We start from the raw sequence: 24,426 nt of genomic DNA, 5'->3' as shown, positions 1-24,426 counted from the left end.
GGAAGAAAAAAAATATCGTGGCATAGCCGGGGGGACTATACCACGGGTGCCAATGACACCTTCGCTTGCTGCCGGAGTGATATAGCAAAGCCATATCACCTCTGGAATAAAATTAAAGAGAAGTAGTTTCTCTTCGACGGAGTAACTATACGTCCAGGTACTTATTTTACTTATAAAATTAACGACAGATGCCTATGAGAAAACCGACATTATTCTAAATTATTGATAATTAATGATTTGTTGTTGTCTGGGAGGGTTTGTACTAGTGAGGTAGTTCTCACTAGTTGTTGAAAGTAACGTTTTTGACGTAAACGTTTTTAACGAAATTTACGAGTATGTATTTTCGAAAACATTGATTTCACACAATAGAATTGTGGGCATGTATGTGTATCATAGCGTTAATAACAATCTTTCTCATTATCAGTCACGAATTGGGTACTTATGAAACTCTCACAACTAGAGCAAGGAAAGGCGGCTTCTATTGTTGCACTAACAGGTTTAACACCAGACGTAAGAAAAAAACTTATGGTCATGGGTATGTTGCCAAAAACCGAGGTAACGCTTATCCGCCGTGCACCTATGGGTGACCCGCTTCAAGTTGAAGTGAGAGGTGTTTCTATCGCCATTCGTGAAAGCATTGCAGAACAAATCGAGGTTATCTAAATGGATTATCAAGTTCTTACCGTTGGTAACCCGAATAGTGGTAAAACAACACTGTTCAACGCACTGACTGGTGCCAAGCAGCACGTTGGTAACTGGGTTGGTGTCACTGTTGAAAAGAAGACGGGTTTATACTCGCACGCAGGTGATCAGTTTCAACTAACGGATTTACCGGGTATCTACGCACTAGACAGTGGTAATGATGCGAACAGCATCGATGAGTCTATCGCGTCTCGCGCTGTTTTAACTCACCCAGCAGATGTGATCATCAATGTTGTCGACGCTAGCTGTCTAGAACGAAGCTTATACATGACATTACAACTACGTGAGTTGGGTCGTCCAATGATCGTGGTGCTGAACAAAATGGATGTATTAAAGCGCGAACGTCAGGTGATTAACCTTAAAGCACTAGAGAAAGAGCTAGGTTGCCCAGTTCTAAGCTTGTCTGCAAACGACAAAGGTCAAGTGGTTCGCTTTAAAGAGCGTCTGCATAAACTGCTTGTTCAAGGTGTGAGCCTTGACCCTATCTCTATTGATTACGACGCCGCGTTAGAAGCTCTTATCCCTTCTGTTGAGTCACAATTTGATGATGCTGACGTATCTCACCGAGCGCTCGCGATTCGTGCTTTAGAGAATGATTACTTGGTATTGAATGGACTGGCTCCACAAACTCGCACTCAAATTGATAGCGTGCGTCTTGGTGCCGATTTCGATATTGACCTTGCTGTTGCTGACGCTAAATACACTTTCTTACATGACCTTTGTAAACGTGTTCGTCGCAGCGAAGGTAAACTAAGCCGTAACTTTACAGAGAAAGCAGACCAATTCATTTTGAACAAATGGGTCGGTATTCCTTTCTTCTTCGTCATCATGTACCTAATGTTCATGTTCTCTATCAATATCGGCAGTGCGTTTATCGACTTCTTTGACATTGGTGTTGGGGCAATATTAGTTGATGGTGGACACCACTTATTAGATGGCCATTTACCAGTTTGGTTAGTTACTGTACTTGCTGATGGTATTGGCGGTGGTATTCAAACGGTTGCGACCTTTATTCCTGTTATCGCTGCGCTTTATCTATTCTTAGCGGTACTAGAAAGCTCAGGCTACATGGCTCGTGCTGCATTCGTACTTGATAAAGTGATGCAGAAGATTGGTTTACCGGGTAAAGCATTTGTCCCACTTGTACTGGGCTTTGGTTGTAACGTGCCTTCAATCATGGCAACTCGTACTCTTGACCAAGAGCGCGAACGTAAACTGGCAGCATCAATGGCGCCGTTTATGTCATGTGGTGCTCGTTTACCGGTATACGCACTGTTCGCAGCGGCGTTCTTCCCTGGTGCAGGACAAAACGTAGTATTCGCTCTGTACATCATGGGTATCGTTGCTTCTGTGTTTACGGGTTTGTTCCTGAAAAACACGATCTACCCAGGTAGCAGTGATAGCTTAGTGATGGAAATGCCAGATTACGAATTGCCGACAGTGCAAAACGTAATGCTGAAAACTTGGCAGAAGCTGAAGCGTTTCGTACTTGGCGCAGGTAAAACAATCGTGATGGTTGTGGCTATTCTAAGCTTCCTAAACTCTCTAGGTATGGACGGTAGCTTTGGTAACGAAGACAGCGAAAACTCAGTACTGTCTAAAGCGGCTCAGGTTGTAACACCTGTATTCCAACCAATTGGTATTACTGAAGAGAACTGGCCTGCAACGGTTGGTATCATCACAGGTATTTTCGCTAAAGAAGCTGTTGTAGGTACATTAAATAGCCTATACACAACGCCTTCTGATGAAGAAGCGGCTGAGTTTGACTTAGCAGCAAGCCTGCAAGAAGCGGTAATGACAATCCCTGAAAACCTAGCCGGTTTGAGCTACTCAGATCCATTAGGTATTGAAGTTGGCGACTTGTCTGATTCTAATTCTGTAGCAGCTGACCAAGAAGTCGATACCTCTATCTTTGGTAACTTGAAAGACAAGTTTGTATCTGGTCATGCGGCGTTCGCTTACTTGATTCTTATCCTGCTTTACACGCCTTGTGTGGCCGCGATGGGTGCTTATGTTCGTGAATTTGGTCAGACGTTTGCACGCTTCATCGCGGTTTGGACGATGGCTCTTGGTTACTTTGGTGCGACTTTCTACTACCAAGCGGCAAACTTTGCTGCGCATCCTGTGACAAGTGCAGTATGGATGGTGGCGATTGCTGGTGGTTTTGTGGTGACGTATCGCGTCTTCAAAAAAGTGGGTAGTAAGCAGAAAGCACTAGAGGTGCAAGTAGTATGATTTTAACTGAACTTCATCAATACATTGATAGCCAAGGCGTTGCGGCTCGTAAAGAGCTCGCTGCAAAGTTTGGCATGAGTGAAGATGGCGTCGATGCGATGCTGAGTGTGTGGGTCAAGAAAGGGAAAGTTTCTCGCTTGGTCGATACGAATAAGCATGGTCATACAACGCGTATTCGCTACACCATCAGCAAACAAGATGGTTTGTCGCTTAACGTGATGATGTAGTTCGGTCTTCATTATCTCGTTAAAAAAGGCGAGATTAGAAAATTAAAAAGCCGCTTATCTAAGATGAGCGGCTTTTTGTTATGTGTCTTTTCTGAAGTGTTTTGCTTTTAAGCTCAACGAAACCAAGTCGAATTATGCTTTCTTGAAGATAGAGCTCAGTGACAGAACGTTTTGAATACGAGTCAGGATAGCGGTTTGATCTTCTTCACTGCGCTGTTCGCCCTTTGTATTTCCCCATACTGGGCCAGGCCAAGCAATGTCGTCTTTGAAGCGTGCAATATGGTGGATGTGCAGTTGTGGCACCATATTACCCAGCGCACCAAGGTTCAATTTGTCTGGTTGGAACGTGGCTTCTAGTGCTTGGCTTACCGCCTGAGATTCATGTAGGAACTGCTGTTGCTCTTTCATTGGTAAGTGGTGCAACTCTTTTAGGTTGGCACGTTTTGGTACCAAGATAACCCAAGGCACAGCGTTATCTTTGTGTAGCAGGGCTAAGCTCAGTGGAAATTCGCCGATAAGTGTGGTGTCTTTCGCAAGTTGCGGGTGAAGTTCAAAGCTCATGTTCTTTCCAATTAATTGTTTTACATGAGTATAAGGTCGGAGTTTGAATGTGGCTAGGGCTTACGTTCTCAATAAGCAGATTCCCTATCACGTTCGTGCCTCACTGTAGGGAATGACGTTTGGGGAAGTGATGGTGTATTGCTTTGCTAGTGTTACGCGCCTAGAGGTGGATTCTCAATGATGTTGGTTCTTCACTAAAGGAAGTGACGATTGGGGGGAGTGATAACGAATTGGTTTGCTGTTGTTAGGGGACTCCCTATCACGTTCGTGCCTCACTGCAGGGAATGACGGGCGTGGAAAGTGATGGTGCATTGCTTTGTTGGTGTTATTCGCTTGAGGTGGGTTCTCAATGACGTTGGTTCTTCACTAAGGAAGTGACGGTTGGGGAAAGTAATAACGATTTGGTGTGACTTGATGGCGCATTATTGATGCTGTTTTGGGTCCACAACACCTATTCTCGTCATCTCCTAGAGCGACGAAGGAGCGTAGTAGGAGATCTCTTGTTAAGTCGGACTAGGGCGGCTAGCAGTATAAATAACCGAGTAAAACGAAACCTCCAGATAAAACAAAAGGTTGACGCTTTCACGTCAACCTTTCTAATTTTCTCGAATCTCGAATCTCGAATCGTTTACATGCGCTCTAGAGTATCGATACCTAGAAGCGATAGACCTTGTTTGATTGTCTTCGCTGTTAGTGCTGCAAGCTTCAGACGGCTCTGCTTAACAGTTTCGTCTTCAGCAACTAGGATTGGGCATGCTTCGTAGAAGCTAGAGAACTGACCTGCTAGTTCGAATAGGTAGCTACACATGATGTGTGGTTGACCTTCACGAGCAACAGACTGTACTGCTTCTTCGAATTGTAGAAGTTTCGCGATAAGCGCTTTCTCTTTCTCTTCAGTGATTTTGATTTCACCTTCAAGAGAGTCCATAGAAATGCCAGCTTTAGCAAATACAGAAGCAACACGAGTGTATGCGTACTGCATGTAAGGTGCTGTGTTACCTTCGAATGCAAGCATGTTGTCCCAATCGAACACGTAGTCAGTCGTACGGTGCTTAGAAAGGTCTGCGTACTTAACCGCTGCCATAGCAACTGTATTAGCGATCGCTTTCTTCTCGTCTTCTGCAAGTTCTGGGTTCTTAGATTCGATTAGCTGTGCTGCACGAACTTCTGCTTCATCAAGAAGATCAGCAAGACGAACAGTACCACCCGCACGAGTCTTGAATGGCTTGCCGTCTTTACCTAGCATCATGCCGAATGCGTGGTGCTCAAGAGAAACAGATTCTGGGATGTAACCTGCTTTACGAACGATAGTCCAAGCTTGCATTAGATGTTGGTGCTGACGTGAGTCGATGAAGTAAAGTACGCGGTCTGCGCCTAACTCTTCAAAACGATATTTTGCACAAGCAATATCAGTTGTTGTGTAAAGGAAACCGCCGTCGCGCTTCTGGATGATAACGCCCATTGGGTCGCCATCTTTGTTTTTGTATTCGTCTAGGAATACAACTTGTGCGCCGTCATCTTCTTTAGCAAGACCTTGTTCTTTTAGGTCTGCAACGATGGTAGGAAGCATGTGGTTGTACATGCTCTCGCCCATTACGTCATCACGAGTTAGTGATACGTTTAGACGATCGTAGTTGCGTTGGTTTTGAATCATTGTTACGTCAACAAGCTTCTTCCACATCTCAGCGCAGAACTCGTCGCCGCTTTGCAGCTTAACAACGTAGCCACGTGCTTTAAGTGCAAACTCTTCGTCTTCGTCGTAAAGCTTTTTAGATTCACGGTAGAAGCCTTCAAGATCAGCAAGTTCCATCGAAACTTCGCCAGACTCAGCTTGAACGCGCTCAAGGTTTGCGATAAGCATACCGAATTGAGTACCCCAGTCACCGATGTGGTTAGCACGGATAACGTTATGGCCTAGGAATTCAAGAGTACGAACAACCGCATCACCGATGATCGTTGAACGTAGGTGACCAACGTGCATCTCTTTCGCAACGTTTGGTGCAGAGTAATCTGCAACAATTGTTTGTGTTTCTGCAACGGCTACACCAAGGCGAGAATCAGCTAATGCTGCGTCTGCTTGTTGTGCTAGGAAAGCTTCATCTAGGAAGATGTTAAGGAAACCTGGGCCTGCGATTTCAACTTTAGAAGCGATACCGTCTAGGTTTAGAACGTCCAATACTTTTTGAGCAAACTCTCGAGGATTAGTGCCTAGTCGCTTAGCAACGCCCATAACGCCGTTTGCTTGGTAGTCACCAAATTGTGGTTTTGCAGATTGGCGAACAGCGGCAGGAGAGCCTGCAGGTGCGCCAGCGGCTTCTAGAGCCTGAGATACTTTGTCATTAATAAGTGCTTGGATATTCACACGCGTTTCCTTCAATTCAAGGATGATAAGAGTGGCCGTTATTTCGAGGTCATTAAATTGGTTAATTATGCGTCTAGTTAACGATTTAATGCCGAAATGAACAACAGACACTGTTTAAGTTCACAAAAATGGCGTTAATCATACCAATTTTGTAGGGTTTCTTATAGGTCGAATTGATAGAAAATTAACATTTCCTGAGTGGTTTTTGGCAATCGACTTTTACCAAGACACGTTTGCATGTTTAAGGATCGGAAAGAACATACTTATTGAGTCTTTTTTGTAAAAGCAACGCTTGTTGCAAAAGGCAAAACTGATAACATGCAGCCATTATTTGGAGAACGCAGACAATGATGATGAGCCTGAAGCAAGCTGAACTAGAACCACAACAAATGATCGCCCGCCTTGATACCTTTATGGCAAAAATCGAGAACCTAGGAAATACATTAGGTTTGGATTTAAGCTTTGCTCAAGCGGATCATATTGCGCTGCGAATCAATGACACTGAGTTGGCCAAATCTGCGCATCAAGCATGGTCTGAGTACGGCTCTACAATTTCAGAGGCGATGATCAATGGTCGTCCAATTGTGGTGTTGGCTTTCGATGAACCCTTGCAAAGCCTTGGCTGGAAAATTGAATGCTTGGAGTTGCCATATCCAGCAGAAGGTAAGATTTATCCAAGCCAAGATTGGGAACATGTCGAGTTTGTGATTCCTTCTCACGCCCAAACGGCTGATGAGTACTTAGCGGATCTTAAAGAAACTTACCCGCAGTTCGCTGCTAACTTTGAAACGCTGGCTGAACAAGGCGTTAAGATCAAACTCTCTAGCCCGAAAGGCGAGGGTGAACGTTTGAATAACCCAACAGTGGCTTTTAAACATCAAGGGATTTGCATCAAGCTGCACCCACATTCGTTGAAGAAGATTGTAGAATCAGAGCAAGCTTAGTTTTAGTCGATAGTTTAAAGGGGCGAGATTCCTGATCTCGCTTAGGCTCGTCGGAATGACGGATGTTTGCAGTGGCTGTGTGGGTCTGCTAACTATCGCGAGTGCTTTTAAAATATAAAAGTATCTAGATAGAGATCCGATGGTTGAACACCGTCATTCCCGATAGCGACGAAGGAGCGTGGTCGGGAATCTCATAAAGCTGGTCTGATTATCAGGTACAAAAAACGCGTAATGGGGCAATCCTATTACGCGTTTTTTTATTGGGTTCTAATAGTTGTTGAACCTACAGAATCACAGTCTTGTTGCCGTAAACAAAGACGTGATCATTGATCACCTTGTTTAGCGCCTTACTCAATACGTTCTTCTCTACGTCACGACCGGCTTGTGCCATGTCTTTCGCGCTGAAGTTGTGATCCACAGGGATAACATCTTGCTTAATGATTGGGCCTTCATCCAAATCATTAGTCACAAAGTGCGCTGTAGCACCAATGATTTTTACGCCGCGCTCATACGCTTGTTGATATGGCTTCGCGCCAATAAATGCTGGCAAAAAGCTGTGGTGGATATTGATGATCTTGTGGTTGTATTTTTCAACAAACCCTGGAGTCAGCACTCGCATGTACTTAGCCAAAACAAGGTAATCAGCCTCGTATTGGTCAATCACTTCTAGCATCTTCTTCTCATGTTCTTCACGGTTTAGCCCTTCGTGAGAAACATGATGGTAAGGGATGTCAAAACGTTCAGTTAGGCTTTGCAGAATGTCGTAGTTACCGACAACCGCCGCGATTTCAACGTCTAAACTGCCATCGAAGTTCTTCATTAGAATGTCGCCAAGGCAGTGTGCTTCTTTGGTCACGAGTATCACAACACGCTTGCGAGATGAATCAACAAGCTTACGTTTCGTGTTTTGTGGCAGGGCTTGGTCTAAATCGGCAAGCAAGGTTTCATCATTGAAATACCCTTCAAGCTCGGTGCGCATAAAGAAGTGGCCACTTGTGTTATCTACGAACTCATTGTTGTGAATAATATTGAGTTGGTGCTTATAACAAATGTTGGTGATCTTAGAGATGAGGCCCGGGGCATCAGTACAATGTGTTAGTAAAGTTTTTCTTTCCATTTGCATCTTACTTCCATGAAATATTTTTATTCTTCAAATTAAATGCAGGCCGTCGAACGGTGAACTGAGCCGCAATATCACCGTTATAATTAATCTATTATCAAGTTGGTTTCAACAAATTCTGCTGCTGATTTATCGCTTTGATAAATTGTTTGATATAGAAATATCAGTTTTTAGATAGAAAAACAGGCAGAAGCTTCATTTTTTAAAGTTTTGACCGTAGTACGCATTTGAACTTCAACCGAGGCATTTACGCCTTGGCCAAAAATAGAGGTGATACTTATGGATAAAGAGTTATTAGCCAAAAAACTGTACTGCAAGCGAGTGAATTCATTGGCGGGTGGCACTGCGTTAGATGGTAATGTTCTAGATGAAATGTGGGAAAGCAAGACCTCGCCAACCGATGCAGTGAAGGCCATGCAACCTTGTGATAACCATTTTGAAGGCGCCTCTTGGTTGTCACGTTATCTAAGTCGAAAATAAAAACGATTCTCTGATTCTTACTTCTTCAGTTCTTACCTTTAAGGTAACTCAAGTTACGTCAAACCAAACCAAACACCTCCGGTGCGAAGTCATTCTTGATTCGCGCCGGCTCACTAAACCTGCCATAATTCGTCTTCTATTTTTCTAAACTTCGTACTCTATGATATCTAAAACGTTTTCTGCTGATGGTGCTCTGGGTAAAGCGATCCCAGGGTTTCAACCACGACAAGCTCAGCTAGACATGGCTGAAGCGGTTTCACAAGCTATTGAGCAACAGAGCCAATTAGTTGTTGAAGCGGGAACGGGTACCGGTAAGACCTTTGCTTACTTAGTGCCAGCGCTGCTTAGTGGCAAGAAAACCATCATTAGTACGGGGTCTAAAAACCTTCAAGAACAGCTGTTTCACCGAGATTTACCATTGATGGTCGATGCGCTTGGCTTTTATGGTCAGGTTGCGTTACTCAAAGGGCGTTCAAACTATTTGTGTTTGGACAGGCTCAGCCGTCAAATGATCGAGAGTCATGGCGCTCATACCGATCCAACACTGCTGGCTCAGTTAGTGAAAGTTCGTAGTTGGTCATCATCAACACAAACAGGTGATTTGGGCGATTGTGATGATATCGCTGAAGACAGCCCGGTTATCCCAACTATTACCTCGACCAATGACAACTGCTTGGGCAAAGAGTGCCCAAGTTATACCGATTGCTTCGTGCTTAAAGCGCGTAAAAAAGCGATGGATTCTGATGTTGTTGTAGTGAACCACCACTTGTTCTTAGCGGATTTAGCGATTAAAGAGACCGGATTTGGTGAGCTGATTCCTGAAGCCGATGTGTTTATTTTCGATGAAGCGCATCAACTTCCCGATATTGCCAGCCAATACTTCGGGCAATCGGTTTCCAGTCGACAGATCCAAGAGTTAGCCAAAGACATTGAAATCGCTTACCGCACTGAAGCGAAAGACATGCGTCAGCTACAGAAAGTGGGGGATAGGCTCGTTCAGTCTGCAGCCGATCTGCGCATTGTGCTCGGTGATACTGGCTTTCGCGGCAACTGGCGTGAGGCCTTAAAATCCGAATCGATTGCACGAGAGTTGGTTCGTTTGCAAGATGCTCTACAACTAGCTGTTGATGTATTGAAATTAGCTCTTGGGCGAAGCCAGCTGTTAGATACCGCTTTCGAACGTGCAAACATGATTAAGTCACGTATCGAACGTGTGTGCGATGTGTCGATTACTGGCTATTCGTATTGGTATGACACCACGCCACGCCACTTTGCTTTGCACATCACACCATTGTCGGTCGCGGATAAATTCCACGAACAGATCGAGCTTAAACCGGGCGCTTGGGTATTTACCTCAGCAACCTTAGCGGTGTCGGACGATTTCGATCACTTTACCTCTCGACTCGGGTTAAAACCGTCGGCACAGTTTTCACTGCCAAGCCCGTTTGATTACCCAAATCAGGCGCGTTTGTGTGTACCTCGTTATCTTCCTGAACCGAATAGCCCAGGCCTCGCGGATAAGCTAGTAAGAATACTGACTCCCGTGATTGAGCAAAACCAAGGCCGCTGTTTCTTTTTGTGTACTTCACACAGCATGATGAAAGAGTTGGGGGAGCGATTCCGTGAAACACTCTCGGTTCCAGTGCTGCTGCAAGGTGAGACAAGTAAGCAAAAAACCTTAGCCGAATTCATGGAATTAGGTAACGCATTGCTGGTGGCTACTGGCGCTTTCTGGGAGGGGATAGATGTTAGGGGCGACGCATTAAGCTGTGTTATCATCGATAAATTGCCCTTTACCGCCCCTGATGACCCTTTACTTAAGGCTCGCATCGAGGACTGTAAGTTAAAAGGGGGTGATCCTTTTGCACAGGTACAGTTGCCAGACGCCGTGATTACCTTGAAACAAGGTGTCGGCCGATTGATACGTGACAAGCGCGATAATGGCGCTTTGATTATTTGCGATAACCGATTGGTGACTCGTGATTACGGTGGCATATTTTTGGCGAGTTTACCGCCTATCCCACGTACCCGTGACTTAGGGATCATTAAAGAATTCTTAGCTAAAGACCATTCAACCGCTGCTGAGTAATTGGCATTGTTGAGCTTAGCCATTATTTTTAGACTAGATAACAGATATTTGAGACACAAATGAGCGCGAAAATTCTTGCAGTAGATACCGCAACTGAAAACTGTTCAGTTGCACTAGTAATTGGTGACCAGGTGTTCGCACGTAGCGAAGAGGCTCCTCGAGACCATACGAAAAAAATTCTACCAATGGTTGATGAAGTACTGAAAGAAGCGAATGTCGCTTTAACCGATATTGATGCTATCGCGTTTGGCCAAGGCCCAGGCAGTTTCACGGGTGTACGTATTGGTATTGGTATTGCTCAAGGCTTGGCTTTTGGTGCGGATTTACCGATGATCGGTGTCTCTACACTGGCTGCGATGGCGCAAGGCAGCTACCGTAAATTTGGTGAAACTCATGTTGCGACAGCGATTGATGCGCGTATGAGTGAAGTGTACTGGGCTCGCTACAGCCGCGAACAAGATGGCCGCTGGAATGCTGTTGATGCAGAGTGTGTTACACCACCAAGTGAATTGGCTGCGCAGCTTGAAGCGGACTCTGAAACATGGGCAAAAGTAGGTACAGGTTGGGAAGCGTACGCAGAACACATGGATACGCTAGCGATCAACACCAAAGCATGTGAAGTGCTATTCCCAGAAGCTCAAGATATGGCTTTCCTTGCTCAATTCGCTTATGCAGAAGGCAAGGCGGTTGCAGCAGAAGAGTCTGAGCCTGTTTATCTTCGTGATAAAGTGACTTGGAAAAAACTGCCTGGTCGCGAGTAAATACGTATTATTTTGGCTCTGCATTTACTTTGCAGAGCCGCTATTAAAACCAGACACAAAGTCATTAAATTAGGTACAAAATTTCTTAAGCATGGTTTCAATAAACGGCTTACCTCCTTCTTCGATAGGTAATACATCCAAAACCAATCGAACCAATAAAAAGAATGAGGTAAAAAAAGGCGATGCAAAAACCTCAGTTGGCCAGCCAACTAAGGTCGCAAATGCTGTCTCGCATTCTATTCGTCAAGTCAAAGAGTCTGAAATTCATAAAGCTCAGGTTCAATATGATCTTCCAGAAGGGCGTGGACGACGTGCGATGGAAGAGTATATGGATGTAATGAATCAAGCTAAAAAAGAGGAACTTGCGAAGCTTATTGGGGTCGATATTTACATCTAGCTTTGTACTTTCATCTATCCTGTTCTAAGGACCAGCATTATGTTTTCTCTCATGTCTAAATCTCGCTTATTTTTCCTTGTTGCCTTCTCATCGTTAGTGATGGGGTGCTCATCTCTACCTGAAGAACTCAATGCAAATTCCGAACAAGTAGTGACAGACTACCAAGAGTGGGTTAATACAGTGCCTGATGCGGGGGATGTTCGTTTAGGTGGCGTGATTGCGAAAGTGACTAACTTGGAGAACAAGACTCGCGTTGAAGTGGTTAATTTACCTATTTCTAGCAGCGGTAAGCCGGATATTGATGCAGAGCCAAAGGGACGCTTTGTCGGTTACATCGATGGCTATGTTGAACCATTGAGCTTTGCTGAAGGCCGCTTAGTCACCTTAGTTGGAACATCAAATGGCACTGAAGATAGCACTATTGGTGATTACCCTTATACCTTTCCAGTCATGAATGTCTACAACCAGCGCTTATGGCAGATCACCGAGCGAGTAGTTATCAATGACTTTGCGCCAACTTATTATTCTTGCCGCAGTTTGCACTGTCGCAGCTTTCAAACCATGCCTAAGTCAGGGCGTGTGATTCAAGATGTGGAATAGTCGAACCTTAACTCAACACTCTCAACGACAGGGGCACTATACAATCAATGATTGAAAAGTCATATTCCCTTGCGAGCGGTACGCTTGCGACACAACAGATGGGCAACCTAGAAACGACCGCTACGACGGTCGTTTTTATTCATGGGTGGTTAGATAATTCAGCCAGTTTTAATCAGGTTATGCAGCAATTAGCCAAGTGTTCTTCTAGCGCTCACCTTGTTGCTATCGATCTTTTCGGACACGGTTTTTCGTCGCACAAATCGGGAAGCTACTACCCATTTCACGACTATATTGATGATTTGCATCAGTTGGTGACTAAATTATCGCCAAACAGACTGGTGCTAGTAGGACATTCACTTGGTGCATTGATCGCAAGTTGTTATAGTGCCGCCTTTCCTGAAAAGGTGTCGGGATTAATTCAAATTGAAGGTCACGGACCTCTTTCCGAAGCTCCCCAAGAAACGGTTTCTCGTTTGAGAGATGGGGTACTCAGTCGTCTTCGACAGCGAAGAAAGCCTTCACGTCCTCTAGCAAGCCTTGAGGATGCTATTAAGCTGAGAGCTCACGCCAACCAAATTAATGCTGAATTAATCGCTCCTATTGTTGAACGAGGTATTGTCGAGTTCGAGAACTCTTGGCAATGGCGATGCGACCCTAACTTAAAATGTGACTCGTTATATCGAATGTCACAGGCGCACGCTGAAGCGATTATGGCGGCTATTGAATGCCCTCAATTAATAATTTTAGGGAATGATGGATTTCGACATTTGCAGCATAATCGCTACAAATCAGTGCATAGTCCTCTGAATATAGAGACTGTTCCTGGCGGACATCATTGTCATTTAGAGAGCCCAGAGCTAGTTTCAGAGCTAATTCTTGGTGTAGTTAACAAAATTTAAACAAGTGTTTGAGCCTTTTAGTGCTCATGCACTAAAGCTGTGCTGTAATACCGCAATGATAAAAAGCGGCGAAGCAGTCGTCAGCTGATAAACGAGGAGTAACATCGTGGATAAACCTTGGCTTTCACGTTATCCAAGTGACGTACCAGAAACGATCAACCCAGATCAGTACCCATCTCTTGTAGAAATGTTTGAACAGTCGGTACAGAAGTACGCGGATCAACCTGCATTTGAGAACATGGGCTCGATTATGACATTCCGTAAGCTTGAAGAGCGCAGCCGTGCTTTTGCCGCTTACCTACAGAATGACTTGAAACTGAAGAAGGGCGATCGCGTCGCGCTAATGATGCCAAACCTACTGCAATACCCAATTGCACTATTTGGTGTATTGCGTGCCGGTATGATTGCAGTGAACGTCAACCCACTGTACACACCTCGTGAGCTTGAACATCAACTGAACGATTCTGGTGCAAAGGCGATCGTTATCGTATCTAACTTTGCGAGCACGCTAGAGAAAGTGGTGGATAACACTCCGGTTAAACACGTTGTCCTAACTAGCCTTGGGCAAATGTTGCCACGCGCTAAAGGGACTATTGTCGACTTCGTAGTGAAATACGTAAAAGGTATGGTGCCTAAGTATGACCTACCGGGTGCTATCTCATTCAGGAAAGCATTGCACAAAGGCCGTCGTCTTCAATACGTGAAGCCGTTTATGGCTGGCGATGATATTGCGTTTCTACAGTACACGGGTGGTACAACGGGCGTAGCGAAGGGCGCAATCCTAACGCACCGCAATATGATTGCAAACGTACTTCAAGCGAAAGGGGCATACGGTCCTGTTCTGCAAGAAGGTCGTGAGTTGGTTGTAACGGCATTACCGCTTTACCACGTATTTGCTCTGACAGTGAACTGCTTGCTGTTTGTTGAGATGGGTGGTCGCAACCTTCTGATCACAAACCCTCGTGATATTCCTGGTTTCATTAAAGAGCTGCAAAAGGTTCCGTTCACCGCGATTACGGGCGTAAATACCCTGTTTAATGCGTTAGTGAATAATGAAGACTTCCACGAGTTGGATTTCAGTAACCTGCGCTTATCTGTTGGTGGCGGTATGGCCGTTCAACGCGCTGTTGCAGAGCAATGGAAGAAAGCGACAGGTATTCACTTGCTAGAAGGCTATGGCTTGACCGAGTGTTCACCATTGGTAACAGGTAACCCATACGACCTTAAAGATTACACGGGCGCTATTGGTTTGCCTGTACCATCGACAGATGTACGTATTGTTGATGATGAAGGCAAAGTGGTTGCTAATGACCAAGTAGGTGAGCTACAAGTTCGCGGTCCACAAGTGATGCAAGGCTACTGGCAACGCCCAGAAGCAACCAAAGAAGTGATTGACCAAGACGGTTGGTTATCTACGGGTGACATCGTTAAATTTGATGACGAAGGCTTGCTGCATATTGTTGACCGTAAGAAAGATATGATTCTTGTGTCTGGTTTTAACGTTTACCCGAACGAGATTGAAGATGTAGTCGCGCTACATGGCCAAGTGTTAGAAGTAGCGGCTATCGGTCAACCTCATGAAGTATCTGGTGAGCTGGTTAAGATTTACGTTGTGAAGCGTGATCCGAGCCTGACCAAAGAAGACATTATTGCGCACTGTCGTGAACACCTAACGGGTTACAAGATCCCTAAACTAGTTGAGTTCAGAGATGATCTTCCAAAGACTAACGTAGGTAAGATCTTGCGCCGCGTACTACGTGAAGAAAACGATGCAGAACTTGCGAAACGCGCTAGCGAATAATTAGTCAGTTTACGAGAAAGCACTGCACTAAAACCTTTGAGGCGCTTAATCTAAGCGAGCGCTGAAAAATGGTGTTAGAATGCCGACAGTTAATGTCGGCATTTTTGTATCCGGCGATCAAATAGAAACCTGTGAGAGTTTTTGTGGATTATCAAATCATTACCCAATTGAAAGACCTTGAGCGAGTTTGCCAACAAGCACGTGAAGCCGATGTCGTTATGCTTGATACGGAGTTTGTTCGTACAAGAACCTATTACCCTCAATTAGGCTTGATTCAGTTATTTGATGGTGAAACGCTATCACTGATTGACCCTATTGCTCTTGGTGAAATGACACCATTTGTTGGGTTGTTGAAAGATGCTTCTGTTCTGAAAGTGCTGCACGCTTGCGGTGAAGATTTGGAAGTGTTCCAAAACGCATTTGGCTGCACACCAACACCAATGGTCGATACACAGATCATGGCGGCTTTCTTAGGTCATGGCTTATCAACGGGCTTTGCTGCTCTTGTTTCAGAGTTTGTCGGTGTTGATCTCGATAAGAGTGAATCTCGCACTGACTGGCTAGCTCGTCCGCTTTCTCAAAAGCAATTGGACTACGCAGCGGCAGACGTGCATTACCTAATGCCAATGTACAACAAGCTTCTAGAAAAAGTGATGGAAGCAGGTTGGTGGGAAGCGGCTCAACAGGAGTCTGATTTACAAGTTGCCAAGCGCATCCGTAAAGTAAACCCAGATACAGCCTACCTTGATATTAAAGGGGCATGGCAGCTTAAACCTAAGCAGCTAGCGATCTTGCGACCTCTAGCAACTTGGCGTCTAAAAGAAGCTATAAAGCGCGATTTAGCGCTGAACTTTGTCTTCAAAGAGCAAGATTTATGGGCTGTAGCGCGATTTGCAATGAAAGACCCCAAGCACATGGAGCAAGAAGGTTTTGATTACCGCTCTGTGCGTCGCCATGGTGCCAAGATCAGCTCAATCGTTAAGTTGGCTGAACATACACCAGAAGAAGAGTACCCAGCACCAGTAGAACGTCTAATGGACTTTCCTGGTTACAAGCAACTGTTCAAAGTGTTGAAAGATGAAGTGAAAACTGCGTCACAACACAGTGGCTTAGCGACGGAATTTTTGGCATCTAAGAAGCAACTTAACCAAGTGTTAAGCTGGGTGTGGAAGCACGATCGTAACCCTGAGAAGCTGCCTGATGTTATGCACGGTTGGCGTTTAGATGTGGTTGGCGAAAAACTGAGTAAAGCGATCAAATAACCGTTTGCTGCTTTAAAGCCTAACTTAGTTACAGCTATAAACTGCACATATAAAAAAGAGAGCCTAGGCTCTCTTTTTTATTCAATCAATACAAGCAAGTGTATTACCTGCCGATCTTGTACAGAAAGATTATCGCTCTTCTTCTGGAAGCTTAACATTCAGCTCTAGCACTGAGATGTCGTCATCTTTGTGTTCAAAAGTCAGATCAACCATTGATGGATCAACCTCAACGTACTTGGCTATACACTTCAAGATGTCTTCTTTTAGTTGCGGCAGGTAAGACGGCGCTGGGTCGTCATGGCTGCGTCGTTCGGCAACAATGATCTGCAAACGTTCTTTGGCTAGATTTGCGGTTGTCTTTTTCTGTGGTCTAAAAAACTCTAATAATGACATTGTGCATTAGCCCCCGAACAGTCGTTTGAAGATGCCTTTCTTCTGTTCCGTTAAGAAGCGGAAGTCAACTTGGCTACCCAGTAGTCGCTCTACAGTATCATTGTAAGCCATACCTGCGTCGGTTGCTTCGTCAAAGATAACTGGAACACCCTTGTTCGATGCATTGAGTACCGCTTGGCTCTCTGGAATTACACCCAGTAGAGAGATGTGCAGGATTTCTTCAACGTCTTCAACACTGAGCATCTCACCTTGAGTAACACGTGCTGGGTTGTAGCGAGTCAATAGAAGGTGTGTTTTCACTGGTTCTAAGCCATCTTCTGAACGACGAGACTTAGAGTCAAGAATACCTAGAATACGGTCTGAATCGCGTACTGAAGAGACTTCTGGGTTCGTGGTTACAATCGCTTCATCAGCGAAGTACAACGCCATCAGAGCGCCTTGTTCGATACCCGCAGGAGAATCACAGATGATGAAATCAAAGCCCATTTCATCCAGTTCACCAAATACACGACGAACACCATCTTTTGTTAGTGCGTCTTTATCACGAGTTTGAGAAGCAGGAAGAATGAACAGGTTCTCTGTGCGCTTGTCTTTGATCATCGCTTGGTTCAGCGTTGCTTCACCATTGATAACGTTAACGAAGTCGTACACAACACGACGCTCACAACCCATAATTAAATCTAGGTTACGCAGACCGATATCAAAGTCGATAACTGCGGTTTTCTTTCCTTTTAAAGCCAGACCCGAGGCAATAGCTGCACTGGAGGTCGTTTTGCCTACCCCGCCTTTACCTGACGTTACAACGATAATGCGTGCCATTCTGTTTTCCTTTTATTTCTCTTATATTGCGAGGACATCAACGTGTAATACATCGTTTGCCATACTGAACATGGTTTTCTTCTGCCAGTACTCGCTTTCAATTTGATCGCTGAGCCAGTAATTTCCAGCAATGGAAACCAGCTCGGCTTGTAAGTCATTACAAATTATTTTTGCTTCAGTTTGACCACTTGCACCCGCAATCGCACGGCCGCGTAAAGTGCCATGAATATGGATGCTGCCATCGGCAATCACTTCCGCGCCTGCACTCACATGGCTGAGTATCAATAGATCGCCATCTTTCGCATAAACCTGCTGACCAGAACGAATCGGGGTTCTAATCACCTTGATTGGTGCCATCTTCGCTGGAGCTTGAGACGGCGACTTGCTTGCCGTCATCACCGCAAAACCGGCTTCTTTAGCGAGGTTTTGCATTCGCTTATCAGAACAGCCTGCCACACCAACCGGGATCATGCCCGCTTGAGATATACCATTTTTAAGTTGCACAAAATCGATATCGCCCGCGACTTTGCTGATGTTGATAACAACAGGTGCGGCAGCGAAAAACGTAGGTGCTTGGTCTACTTTCTCTTGAAGAAAAGAGACTGCATTTTCGACTTGATCATCGGATAAGTGCAAAACAGATAGCGTGAAACTGCTACCTTTTAGATCTGGGTTACTAGACATCGAAAAACTACAGGACCTCAATAGCGGATTGGTACAATTTCTTTATCAATAAAATAAAGGGCATTGCCTGAAACTAGGTTTATCATGTTATATTCCCAAACCAAGCACAGCAAGTAATCTTGTTGTCAAATGAACGTTTTGTTCCCAATATTTCCCTAACATAAACTATTGATCTCGCAAGTGAGAGTTTTGTAGTCATAAACATTTAAAAAAGGTTTGTCATGCTGTGTTCTATATATAAAAGTTCAAAGAAAGAAGGAACATACCTTTATATCCCTAAGAAGGATGATTTTTCACAAGTTCCTGACGCATTGATGCAAATGTTTGGTAAACCTAGTTTTGTAATGGTAATTAAAATGGACGGCCGTAAACTTGCTCAAGTGAACATCGATAAAGTGAGAGAATCACTGAACACCGATGGTTTCTTTTTGCAGGTTCCGCCACCACCAGTTAACGAACTTGAGCTTCATAAAGAGCGTAAAGCTCAAAATAAAGGTCAAGACGAAGAGTGATAGCCACCTCAATTCAAGGAGGAGTGATCGTTGAGTAAATTTTCGAAAACCATATTGGCTGTGTCGGCATTACTATTGGGTAATAGCCTGACCATTGGCTCAGTTCAAGCTGAAGAGCTTAGCTTTGAGCAATATGTAGAAAAACTAAAGCAACAAGGTCGTGAAGAAGGTATTTCTGAAGCGATCATTGATGAAGCCTTTGATGGTGTAACGTTTAAGCCACGTGCGGTAAAAGCCGACAAAAACCAACCTGAGAAAAAACTGACTCTGGATGAATACATTCCACGAGCGGTTCCAGATTGGAAAGTGAAGCAGGCAAGGTCACTCTATAAGGAACACTACACCGCGTTAAAGCGTATTGGTGATGAATATGGTGTTCAACCAAGGTTCATTGTCGCGCTATGGGGTGTTGAGAGTAATTTTGGTAAGTTCACGGGCAATTACAGCGTTATCGACGCCCTAACGACCATGGCTTATGAAGGCCGCAGAGAAGCTTTCTTCCGTAGCGAAGCGATGGCGGCATTGAAGATTCTTGATCAAGGCCATATTGCACCAAAAGAGATGAAAGGCTCTTGGGCTGGTGCGATGGGTCAGCCTCAGTTTATGCCAAGTTCATTCTTAGCGTATGCCGCTGATGGCAGTGGCGACGGTAAGAAAGACATTTGGGGTACTGAAGAAGACGTATTTGCTTCAGCGGCCAATTATCTCAGCCAATCAGGATGGGATGACAAATATACTTGGGGTCGTCAGGTTCATGTTCCGTCAACTGTGTCTATTGACTTACAAGGTCGAGACGCAGACAAAGCGAAATACTTAAAAGAGTGGTCTGAACTCGGTATTAAACGCTATGACGATCGCCCACTGCCAACGCTTGATGAAGACATTAAAGCTTGGTTGATAATGCCAGATGACGAAGCGGGTCGTTCGTACCTCATTTACAACAACTACAATGTGTTAATGAAGTGGAACCGTTCTTATTACTTTGCTTTGGCTGTAAGCCATCTAGCCGACAGAATTAAGTTTGATTAACAGACCTAAGTCGCTTTGAATAGCATTTGGCCTACCATAGGCAGAACGAACTAAAGGACTCTTCGGAGTCCTTTTTGATTTTATATTTCAGAGATTTAATAAGGTGATCTTGTGCTAACAGATAGAGCTGCACAGATGGTGATATTCCATGCGCTAATCAAGCACGAAGGCTTTACCAGTGCTGCAAAAAGCTTGAACGTTTCGGTGTCTCATATCAGTAAGCAAGTCGCTTTGCTTGAAGACTCAATCGGCATCAAGCTGGTGCAACGAACCACACGAAGCCTCACGCTGACCGAAGCGGGAGACGTGTTCTATCAACATTGTGAGCAGCTGTTTAACACGGTGAAAGCAGCTCAGATGGATATGGACAGCCAGCGCGATGATATCTCTGGAATACTACGCGTCGGGTTGTCGCAGTCATTTGGCACACTCCATATCATTCCGGCGATTGATCAACTCAGACAGCTTTATCCTCAATTGAGAATCGAGGTCCACTTGTTCGACTATAAGGTGGACATGATTGAAGAGCGATTGGATCTCTGGATCACCAACAATGAAGACTTGCCTGAAGGTTACATTGCGCAGCGTTTAGCAGACAGCCAGTTTGTGGTGGCTGCGTCACCGGATTATCTGATTAAGGCCGGGACGCCACATGTACCTTCCGATTTGATTGACCATAACTGCCTTATCTATCGCAGCCGTGAACGAGATTACACATCGTGGGCGTTTGATAACGGGCAAGAAAACCTTAGCGTTAAAGTTGCGGGTGATTACTCAGTCGATTTGGCTGAGGCAGTACGAGACGCGGCAGTATCAGGGTGGGGCGTTGCTTATTTGGCGACTTACTTAGTGAAAGAAGAGTTTAGAACGGGCAAGTTGATTCAAGTATTACCAGAGTGGAGAGCCAGTCAGTTGATGCCATTTTATGCCGTTTACCCGAGTCGAAAGAACATGCCGAAGAAGCTTTCAGCTGTGATTGAGTTCATCAAAGATCATATTGGGTCGCCGACGTATTGGGACAAAAACCTCAAAACTTGCGTTGAACTGCATCGTTAACTGTTTCCTAATCTATAAATATAATTTCCATATGGAAAAAGTATGCTTTTTAATCAAAGTTAATTATTAAAATTCAATAACTTAATTATATTCATGGTTATATCGTGATTACCCCAACATCACGTTAACAACCTCAGCTTGCCGCAAACGATTTCCTCTATAGAATGCGTCGCCTTTCCTATCTACAACTTTTAGGTTGACGCACATGGCTTCCCTACTTGGAATTATCACTATTTTAGTTGCCGCTTGGTTACTATCTACGGACAGAAAAAATATTCCACTAAGAACAGTCTCTTTGGCTTTCTTATTACAAATCTCATTCGCGCTATTGGTTCTGTATGTACCAATGGGTAAAGAAGCGTTGAATGCAGCCACGGGTGCGGTATCTAGCTTGATCAACTACGGTCAAGAGGGGATTAACTTCCTATTTGGTGGCCTAACGAATAACGGATTTGTTTTCGCGATTAATGTTCTCGGCATCATTATCTTTTTCTCTGCACTGATTTCAGGTTTGTACCACATCGGCTTTATGCCAAAGGTGATCAACCTTATTGGTGGTGCGCTACAGAAATTCTTGGGCACAGGTCGTGCGGAGTCACTGTCTGCGACTGCCAACATCTTTGTCGGCATGATTGAAGCGCCATTGGTGGTTAAACCTTACTTAAAACACATGACAGATTCACAACTGTTTGCTGTGATGGTGTGTGGTTTGGCGTCTGTAGCTGGTGGTACGCTAGTGGGTTATGCATCGCTTGGCGTTGACCTAAACTTCCTGATCGCTGCGGCATTCATGTCTGCACCAGCCGGTCTATTGATGGCTAAAATCTTAGTACCTGGCAGCTCAGATGACGCTCAAGAAAATATTGAGTCTGATGTAGAAATTCCACGAGCAACAAACGTAGTTGAGGCAATGGCAGATGGGGCTATGTCTGGACTTCGTATTGCCGTTGCGGTGGGTGCAACACTTCTTGCCTTTATCAGTGTGATTGCAATGCTGAATGGCTTGCTAGGTATCGTTGGCGGCTGGTTTGGCGTAAACCTAAGCTTCGAACTTATCCTAGGTTATGTGTTTGCACCCGTTGCATGGCTGATCGGTGTACCGTGGTCTGAGGCTGTGGTTGCGGGCTCATTGATCGGTAACAAGATTGTTGTGAACGAGTTCGTGGCTTTCATCCAACTAATGGATGCTAAAGAGGCGCTAAGTGAGCACTCACAAGCGATCGTAACTTTTGCTCTATGTGGCTTTGCTAACATCTCTACCATGGCGATTCTTATCGGTGGTTTGGGCAGCTTAGTTCCAGAGCGTCGCTCTTTCATCTCACAATATGGCTTCAAAGCAATTTGTGCAGGTGTGTTTGCTAACTTAATGAGTGCCGCTATTGCTGGTGTTGTACTTTCTCTATAGCTAACGGATCATGACTTTACTCCCCCTATAGTAAAGTGACTGATTAATCACAATAATATTCGGTTAGCGTGAAAAAGAGAGCCTATAGTGTAAGAACGTAGGCTTTCTTATTTCATTGAATAGTTTGTACCACAGGGTGTGGTGCAAACCTTTTAGGGGCACAAATGGATTTGTCGATTACTTCATCTTTGGCGTTAATTGGACTCTTGTCTTTAGCTTGTCAGCTGCTCGGTTGGCGTTTACGTCTTCCCGCTATTCTTCCTCTCCTTATCGTCGGCCTGTTGCTAGGTCCCGGCCTGAATATCTTAAATCCCGATGCCATTTTCGGTGATGTGCTGTTTCCTATGATTTCATTAGGGGTTGCTATCATCCTGTTTGAAGGTGCATTGACCCTAAATTTCAAAGAAATCAGAGGCCATGGCCGGATGGTGACTCATCTCGTGAGTTTCGGCCTGTTGATAACATGGGCGTGTATCGTAGTGGGTGCTTACTACTTTGTGGACTTCAGTTGGCCGTTAGCCGCTCTATTTGGGGCATTAGTCGTGGTAACTGGCCCTACTGTAATCGTACCGATGCTTCGCAGTATTCAGCCTAAATCTTCCTTAGGCAGTATCTTGCGATGGGAAGGGATAGTGATTGATCCGATTGGCGCTCTGTTTGCGGTTCTCGTCTACGAGTACATCGTTTCTTCTGCCGACCCTACTGGACACGTTCTGTCTGCTCTGGGCCTGACGCTAGTAATAGGTTTAGGCTTAGGGATCATCGGTGGCCATTTGATTGCCAAGATGCTGCAAGGGCATTGGGTACCGCATTATTTACGTAATGTGGCTGTGCTGACGCTAATGTTGGCGGCGTTTTCTTTCTCGAATGACTTGAGTGAAGAATCGGGTTTATTAACCGTGACCATAATGGGGATCTGGCTTGCCAACGTGAAGGGCTTGGATATCGAAGACATCATCGAATTCAAAGAAACCTTGACCGTGTTGCTCATCTCAGCGTTGTTTATTCTGTTAGCGAGCAGGCTCGATTCCGGAACCTTCCTCTCGATAGGTTGGGGTGGTGTTGGCTTGTTAGCGGTAGTGATGTTGGTGGCGCGTCCTTTGAGTGTATGGATCAGCGGGATCGGCACGGATCTTACCTCTGCGGATAAATGGTTTTTAAGCTGGATGGCACCGCGCGGGATCGTGGCAGCCGCGGTTTCTTCTCTGTTTGCAATCAAGCTTCAAGAGAAGCAATTAATCGAAGGCGCGGATTTACTGGTGCCAATGGTGTTCTTGGTCATCATAGGTACGGTTGTGATTCAGAGCCTTACCGCGAGTTGGTGGGCGAGAAGGCTAGGTGTGACTCAAGAGAAGGCGCAAGGTGTTATCTTCTTTGGTGCGACTCAGTTTTCACGCCAGTTTGCCAAAGTGCTAGCCACACACAACATCAACAGTGTGCTTGCGGATACCAACTGGGAAAGTATTCGCTTGGCGCGTATGGAAAACTTGAATGTTTATTTTGGTAACCCGGCTTCGAGCCACGCTGAAAATAATCTGGAATTGGATGGAATAGGGCGTGCGATGATCGTGTCGCCTTATCGTCAAACTAACCCGTTAGTTAGCATGCACTATCAAGATGAGTTTGGTGGAAATAAGGTGTTTGAGCTTGAATCTTCAGAGAATAAACATGAAAGGCACCAAGTGAGTCGCGATGGCAATAGAAGTCTGTTTTCGGAAGGGATTACCTATTCTAAGCTTAACTCACTGATGGCTCAGGGTAGCCAAATTAAAAGTACAGGTTTGACCGAGGCATTTGATTTAAACGAGTTTAACGCGCTGTACCCTAAAGCTATCCCTCTTGGGGTGATTAATGGCGGTGATTTCCGTTTAATTACACAAGGAGCTGAGTTGGAAAAACTTATATCAACGGAGTGTGAGCTTATTAGTTTATTACCGCCTTCTGAACAGGTGGAAAAAGTCGAGACTCCAGATAAGTAGCAATGAGCACTTCATCAAAAGCGCGTCGCCTTGTTTCAAAAACGAATAGCTAAGTATCAAAAAAGCCGCAACGTTCATCACGTTGCGGCTTTCTAATTCTATTTATATG

General features: G+C 44.8%; 23 protein-coding genes. 17 read left to right on the top strand and 6 right to left on the bottom strand.

Going from position 1 to position 24,426, the window contains the following annotated elements; genetic code table 11:
- The first annotated feature begins 441 nt into the window (after positions 1 to 441).
- Genes MSG36_RS04340 through MSG36_RS04330 form a run of 3 tightly spaced genes read left to right on the top strand, consistent with a single transcriptional unit; the run spans position 442 to position 3,164 of the window.
- Entirely contained in the window at positions 442 to 663 is a 222-nt protein-coding gene (locus tag MSG36_RS04340; protein ID WP_004734203.1) for a FeoA family protein, read from the top strand.
- A complete protein-coding gene (feoB, locus tag MSG36_RS04335) occupies positions 664 to 2,937 on the top strand; it encodes a Fe(2+) transporter permease subunit FeoB (RefSeq protein ID WP_050711741.1) in 2,274 nt (757 codons plus the stop codon).
- Positions 2,934 to 3,164, top strand: a complete 231-nt coding sequence (locus tag MSG36_RS04330) for a FeoC-like transcriptional regulator (RefSeq protein ID WP_010436811.1) — start codon at positions 2,934 to 2,936, stop codon at positions 3,162 to 3,164. Before feoB ends, MSG36_RS04330 begins: the two co-directional genes overlap by 4 nt.
- A 132-nt stretch (positions 3,165 to 3,296) precedes the next feature.
- Here MSG36_RS04330 and MSG36_RS04325 read toward each other — a convergent pair whose 3' ends face one another.
- A complete protein-coding gene (locus tag MSG36_RS04325; protein ID WP_048611464.1) occupies positions 3,297 to 3,725 on the bottom strand; it encodes an HIT domain-containing protein in 429 nt (142 codons plus the stop codon).
- A 628-nt stretch (positions 3,726 to 4,353) separates the two neighbouring features.
- On the bottom strand, positions 4,354 to 6,087 hold the full coding sequence (argS, locus tag MSG36_RS04320) for an arginine--tRNA ligase (RefSeq protein ID WP_248366506.1): 1,734 nt from the start codon (positions 6,085 to 6,087) through the stop codon (positions 4,354 to 4,356).
- Positions 6,088 to 6,434: 347 nt separating this feature from the next.
- Here argS and MSG36_RS04315 point away from each other — a divergent pair, with 347 nt between their 5' ends.
- A complete protein-coding gene (locus MSG36_RS04315; RefSeq protein WP_060982227.1) occupies positions 6,435 to 7,031 on the top strand; it encodes a VOC family protein in 597 nt (198 codons plus the stop codon).
- A 283-nt stretch (positions 7,032 to 7,314) separates the two neighbouring features.
- Here MSG36_RS04315 and purU read toward each other — a convergent pair whose 3' ends face one another.
- Entirely contained in the window at positions 7,315 to 8,148 is an 834-nt protein-coding gene (gene purU / locus MSG36_RS04310) for a formyltetrahydrofolate deformylase (protein ID WP_060982490.1), read from the bottom strand.
- Between the two features lie 282 nt (positions 8,149 to 8,430).
- On the opposite strand from purU, the gene MSG36_RS04305 reads away from it, so the two are divergent.
- The 8 genes from MSG36_RS04305 to rnd all read left to right on the top strand — a co-directional run bounded on the left by MSG36_RS04305 (position 8,431) and on the right by rnd (position 16,440).
- Complete coding sequence (locus tag MSG36_RS04305; protein WP_060982228.1) at positions 8,431 to 8,631, top strand: hypothetical protein; 201 nt, start codon at positions 8,431 to 8,433, stop codon at positions 8,629 to 8,631.
- A gap of 160 nt (positions 8,632 to 8,791) precedes the next feature.
- The gene (locus tag MSG36_RS04300; RefSeq protein ID WP_248366504.1) at positions 8,792 to 10,720 is read left to right on the top strand and encodes an ATP-dependent DNA helicase; all 1,929 of its coding nucleotides are present in this window, start codon (positions 8,792 to 8,794) and stop codon (positions 10,718 to 10,720) included.
- Between the two features lie 59 nt (positions 10,721 to 10,779).
- Complete coding sequence (tsaB, locus tag MSG36_RS04295) at positions 10,780 to 11,481, top strand: tRNA (adenosine(37)-N6)-threonylcarbamoyltransferase complex dimerization subunit type 1 TsaB (protein ID WP_248366502.1); 702 nt, start codon at positions 10,780 to 10,782, stop codon at positions 11,479 to 11,481.
- A gap of 91 nt (positions 11,482 to 11,572) precedes the next feature.
- Positions 11,573 to 11,878 carry a hypothetical protein gene (locus MSG36_RS04290; RefSeq protein ID WP_017074520.1) on the top strand — a complete coding sequence of 102 codons (306 nt, stop codon included), beginning with the start codon at positions 11,573 to 11,575 and terminating at the stop codon, positions 11,876 to 11,878.
- A 39-nt stretch (positions 11,879 to 11,917) separates the two neighbouring features.
- A complete protein-coding gene (locus tag MSG36_RS04285; RefSeq protein WP_248366500.1) occupies positions 11,918 to 12,478 on the top strand; it encodes a Slp family lipoprotein in 561 nt (186 codons plus the stop codon).
- A gap of 47 nt (positions 12,479 to 12,525) precedes the next feature.
- Positions 12,526 to 13,377 (top strand): alpha/beta hydrolase, encoded by an 852-nt coding sequence (locus MSG36_RS04280; protein ID WP_248366498.1) that lies wholly within the window; start codon positions 12,526 to 12,528, stop codon positions 13,375 to 13,377.
- Positions 13,378 to 13,483: 106 nt separating this feature from the next.
- Positions 13,484 to 15,178: a long-chain-fatty-acid--CoA ligase FadD gene (gene fadD, locus MSG36_RS04275; RefSeq protein WP_248366496.1), complete on the top strand. Its 1,695-nt coding sequence runs from the start codon at positions 13,484 to 13,486 to the stop codon at positions 15,176 to 15,178.
- 143 nt (positions 15,179 to 15,321) lie between these two features.
- Entirely contained in the window at positions 15,322 to 16,440 is a 1,119-nt protein-coding gene (rnd, locus tag MSG36_RS04270; protein WP_248366494.1) for a ribonuclease D, read from the top strand.
- Between the two features lie 129 nt (positions 16,441 to 16,569).
- Here the strand turns inward: rnd and minE are convergent, their stop codons facing one another.
- Genes minE through minC form a run of 3 tightly spaced genes read right to left on the bottom strand, consistent with a single transcriptional unit; the run spans position 16,570 to position 18,336 of the window.
- Positions 16,570 to 16,833: a cell division topological specificity factor MinE gene (minE, locus tag MSG36_RS04265; protein WP_050711744.1), complete on the bottom strand. Its 264-nt coding sequence runs from the start codon at positions 16,831 to 16,833 to the stop codon at positions 16,570 to 16,572.
- Positions 16,834 to 16,839: 6 nt separating this feature from the next.
- Positions 16,840 to 17,652, bottom strand: coding sequence for a septum site-determining protein MinD (gene minD, locus MSG36_RS04260; protein ID WP_248366492.1), 813 nt, complete (start codon positions 17,650 to 17,652; stop codon positions 16,840 to 16,842).
- 21 nt (positions 17,653 to 17,673) lie between these two features.
- Positions 17,674 to 18,336, bottom strand: coding sequence for a septum site-determining protein MinC (minC, locus tag MSG36_RS04255; protein ID WP_017063419.1), 663 nt, complete (start codon positions 18,334 to 18,336; stop codon positions 17,674 to 17,676).
- Positions 18,337 to 18,557: 221 nt separating this feature from the next.
- On the opposite strand from minC, the gene MSG36_RS04250 reads away from it, so the two are divergent.
- From MSG36_RS04250 to MSG36_RS04230, 5 genes are all read left to right on the top strand, one after another.
- Complete coding sequence (locus tag MSG36_RS04250) at positions 18,558 to 18,848, top strand: YcgL domain-containing protein (RefSeq protein ID WP_017079488.1); 291 nt, start codon at positions 18,558 to 18,560, stop codon at positions 18,846 to 18,848.
- 30 nt (positions 18,849 to 18,878) lie between these two features.
- Positions 18,879 to 19,877 (top strand): lytic murein transglycosylase, encoded by a 999-nt coding sequence (locus MSG36_RS04245; protein WP_162926797.1) that lies wholly within the window; start codon positions 18,879 to 18,881, stop codon positions 19,875 to 19,877.
- 135 nt (positions 19,878 to 20,012) lie between these two features.
- On the top strand, positions 20,013 to 20,933 hold the full coding sequence (locus tag MSG36_RS04240; protein ID WP_017063421.1) for a LysR family transcriptional regulator: 921 nt from the start codon (positions 20,013 to 20,015) through the stop codon (positions 20,931 to 20,933).
- Positions 20,934 to 21,138: 205 nt separating this feature from the next.
- Positions 21,139 to 22,338, top strand: a complete 1,200-nt coding sequence (locus tag MSG36_RS04235) for a NupC/NupG family nucleoside CNT transporter (protein ID WP_248366490.1) — start codon at positions 21,139 to 21,141, stop codon at positions 22,336 to 22,338.
- A gap of 164 nt (positions 22,339 to 22,502) precedes the next feature.
- Entirely contained in the window at positions 22,503 to 24,317 is a 1,815-nt protein-coding gene (locus tag MSG36_RS04230; protein ID WP_248366488.1) for a sodium:proton antiporter, read from the top strand.
- The last annotated feature ends 109 nt before the right edge of the window (positions 24,318 to 24,426 follow it).

The organism is Vibrio sp. 1CM8B (genome assembly GCF_023161685.1).
GTDB lineage: Bacteria > Pseudomonadota > Gammaproteobacteria > Enterobacterales > Vibrionaceae > Vibrio > Vibrio coralliirubri.
Note: the sequence above shows the minus strand (reverse complement) of the source record. Positions and strands in the feature narration are given on the sequence as shown.

Excerpts from the sequence above, each read along its gene's own strand:
- MSG36_RS04340 (WP_004734203.1), top strand. The coding sequence starts at position 442 with ATGAAACTCTCACAACTAGAGCAAGGAAAGGCGGCTTCTATTGTTGCA.
- feoB (WP_050711741.1), top strand. The coding sequence starts at position 664 with ATGGATTATCAAGTTCTTACCGTTGGTAACCCGAATAGTGGTAAAACA.
- MSG36_RS04330 (WP_010436811.1), top strand. The coding sequence starts at position 2,934 with ATGATTTTAACTGAACTTCATCAATACATTGATAGCCAAGGCGTTGCG.
- MSG36_RS04325 (WP_048611464.1), bottom strand. The coding sequence starts at position 3,725 with ATGAGCTTTGAACTTCACCCGCAACTTGCGAAAGACACCACACTTATC.
- MSG36_RS04315 (WP_060982227.1), top strand. The coding sequence starts at position 6,435 with ATGATGATGAGCCTGAAGCAAGCTGAACTAGAACCACAACAAATGATC.
- purU (WP_060982490.1), bottom strand. The coding sequence starts at position 8,148 with ATGGAAAGAAAAACTTTACTAACACATTGTACTGATGCCCCGGGCCTC.
- MSG36_RS04305 (WP_060982228.1), top strand. The coding sequence starts at position 8,431 with ATGGATAAAGAGTTATTAGCCAAAAAACTGTACTGCAAGCGAGTGAAT.
- MSG36_RS04300 (WP_248366504.1), top strand. The coding sequence starts at position 8,792 with ATGATATCTAAAACGTTTTCTGCTGATGGTGCTCTGGGTAAAGCGATC.
- tsaB (WP_248366502.1), top strand. The coding sequence starts at position 10,780 with ATGAGCGCGAAAATTCTTGCAGTAGATACCGCAACTGAAAACTGTTCA.
- MSG36_RS04290 (WP_017074520.1), top strand. The coding sequence starts at position 11,573 with ATGGTTTCAATAAACGGCTTACCTCCTTCTTCGATAGGTAATACATCC.
- MSG36_RS04285 (WP_248366500.1), top strand. The coding sequence starts at position 11,918 with ATGTTTTCTCTCATGTCTAAATCTCGCTTATTTTTCCTTGTTGCCTTC.
- MSG36_RS04280 (WP_248366498.1), top strand. The coding sequence starts at position 12,526 with ATGATTGAAAAGTCATATTCCCTTGCGAGCGGTACGCTTGCGACACAA.
- minE (WP_050711744.1), bottom strand. The coding sequence starts at position 16,833 with ATGTCATTATTAGAGTTTTTTAGACCACAGAAAAAGACAACCGCAAAT.
- minD (WP_248366492.1), bottom strand. The coding sequence starts at position 17,652 with ATGGCACGCATTATCGTTGTAACGTCAGGTAAAGGCGGGGTAGGCAAA.
- minC (WP_017063419.1), bottom strand. The coding sequence starts at position 18,336 with ATGTCTAGTAACCCAGATCTAAAAGGTAGCAGTTTCACGCTATCTGTT.
- MSG36_RS04250 (WP_017079488.1), top strand. The coding sequence starts at position 18,558 with ATGCTGTGTTCTATATATAAAAGTTCAAAGAAAGAAGGAACATACCTT.
- MSG36_RS04240 (WP_017063421.1), top strand. The coding sequence starts at position 20,013 with ATGGTGATATTCCATGCGCTAATCAAGCACGAAGGCTTTACCAGTGCT.
- MSG36_RS04235 (WP_248366490.1), top strand. The coding sequence starts at position 21,139 with ATGGCTTCCCTACTTGGAATTATCACTATTTTAGTTGCCGCTTGGTTA.
- MSG36_RS04230 (WP_248366488.1), top strand. The coding sequence starts at position 22,503 with ATGGATTTGTCGATTACTTCATCTTTGGCGTTAATTGGACTCTTGTCT.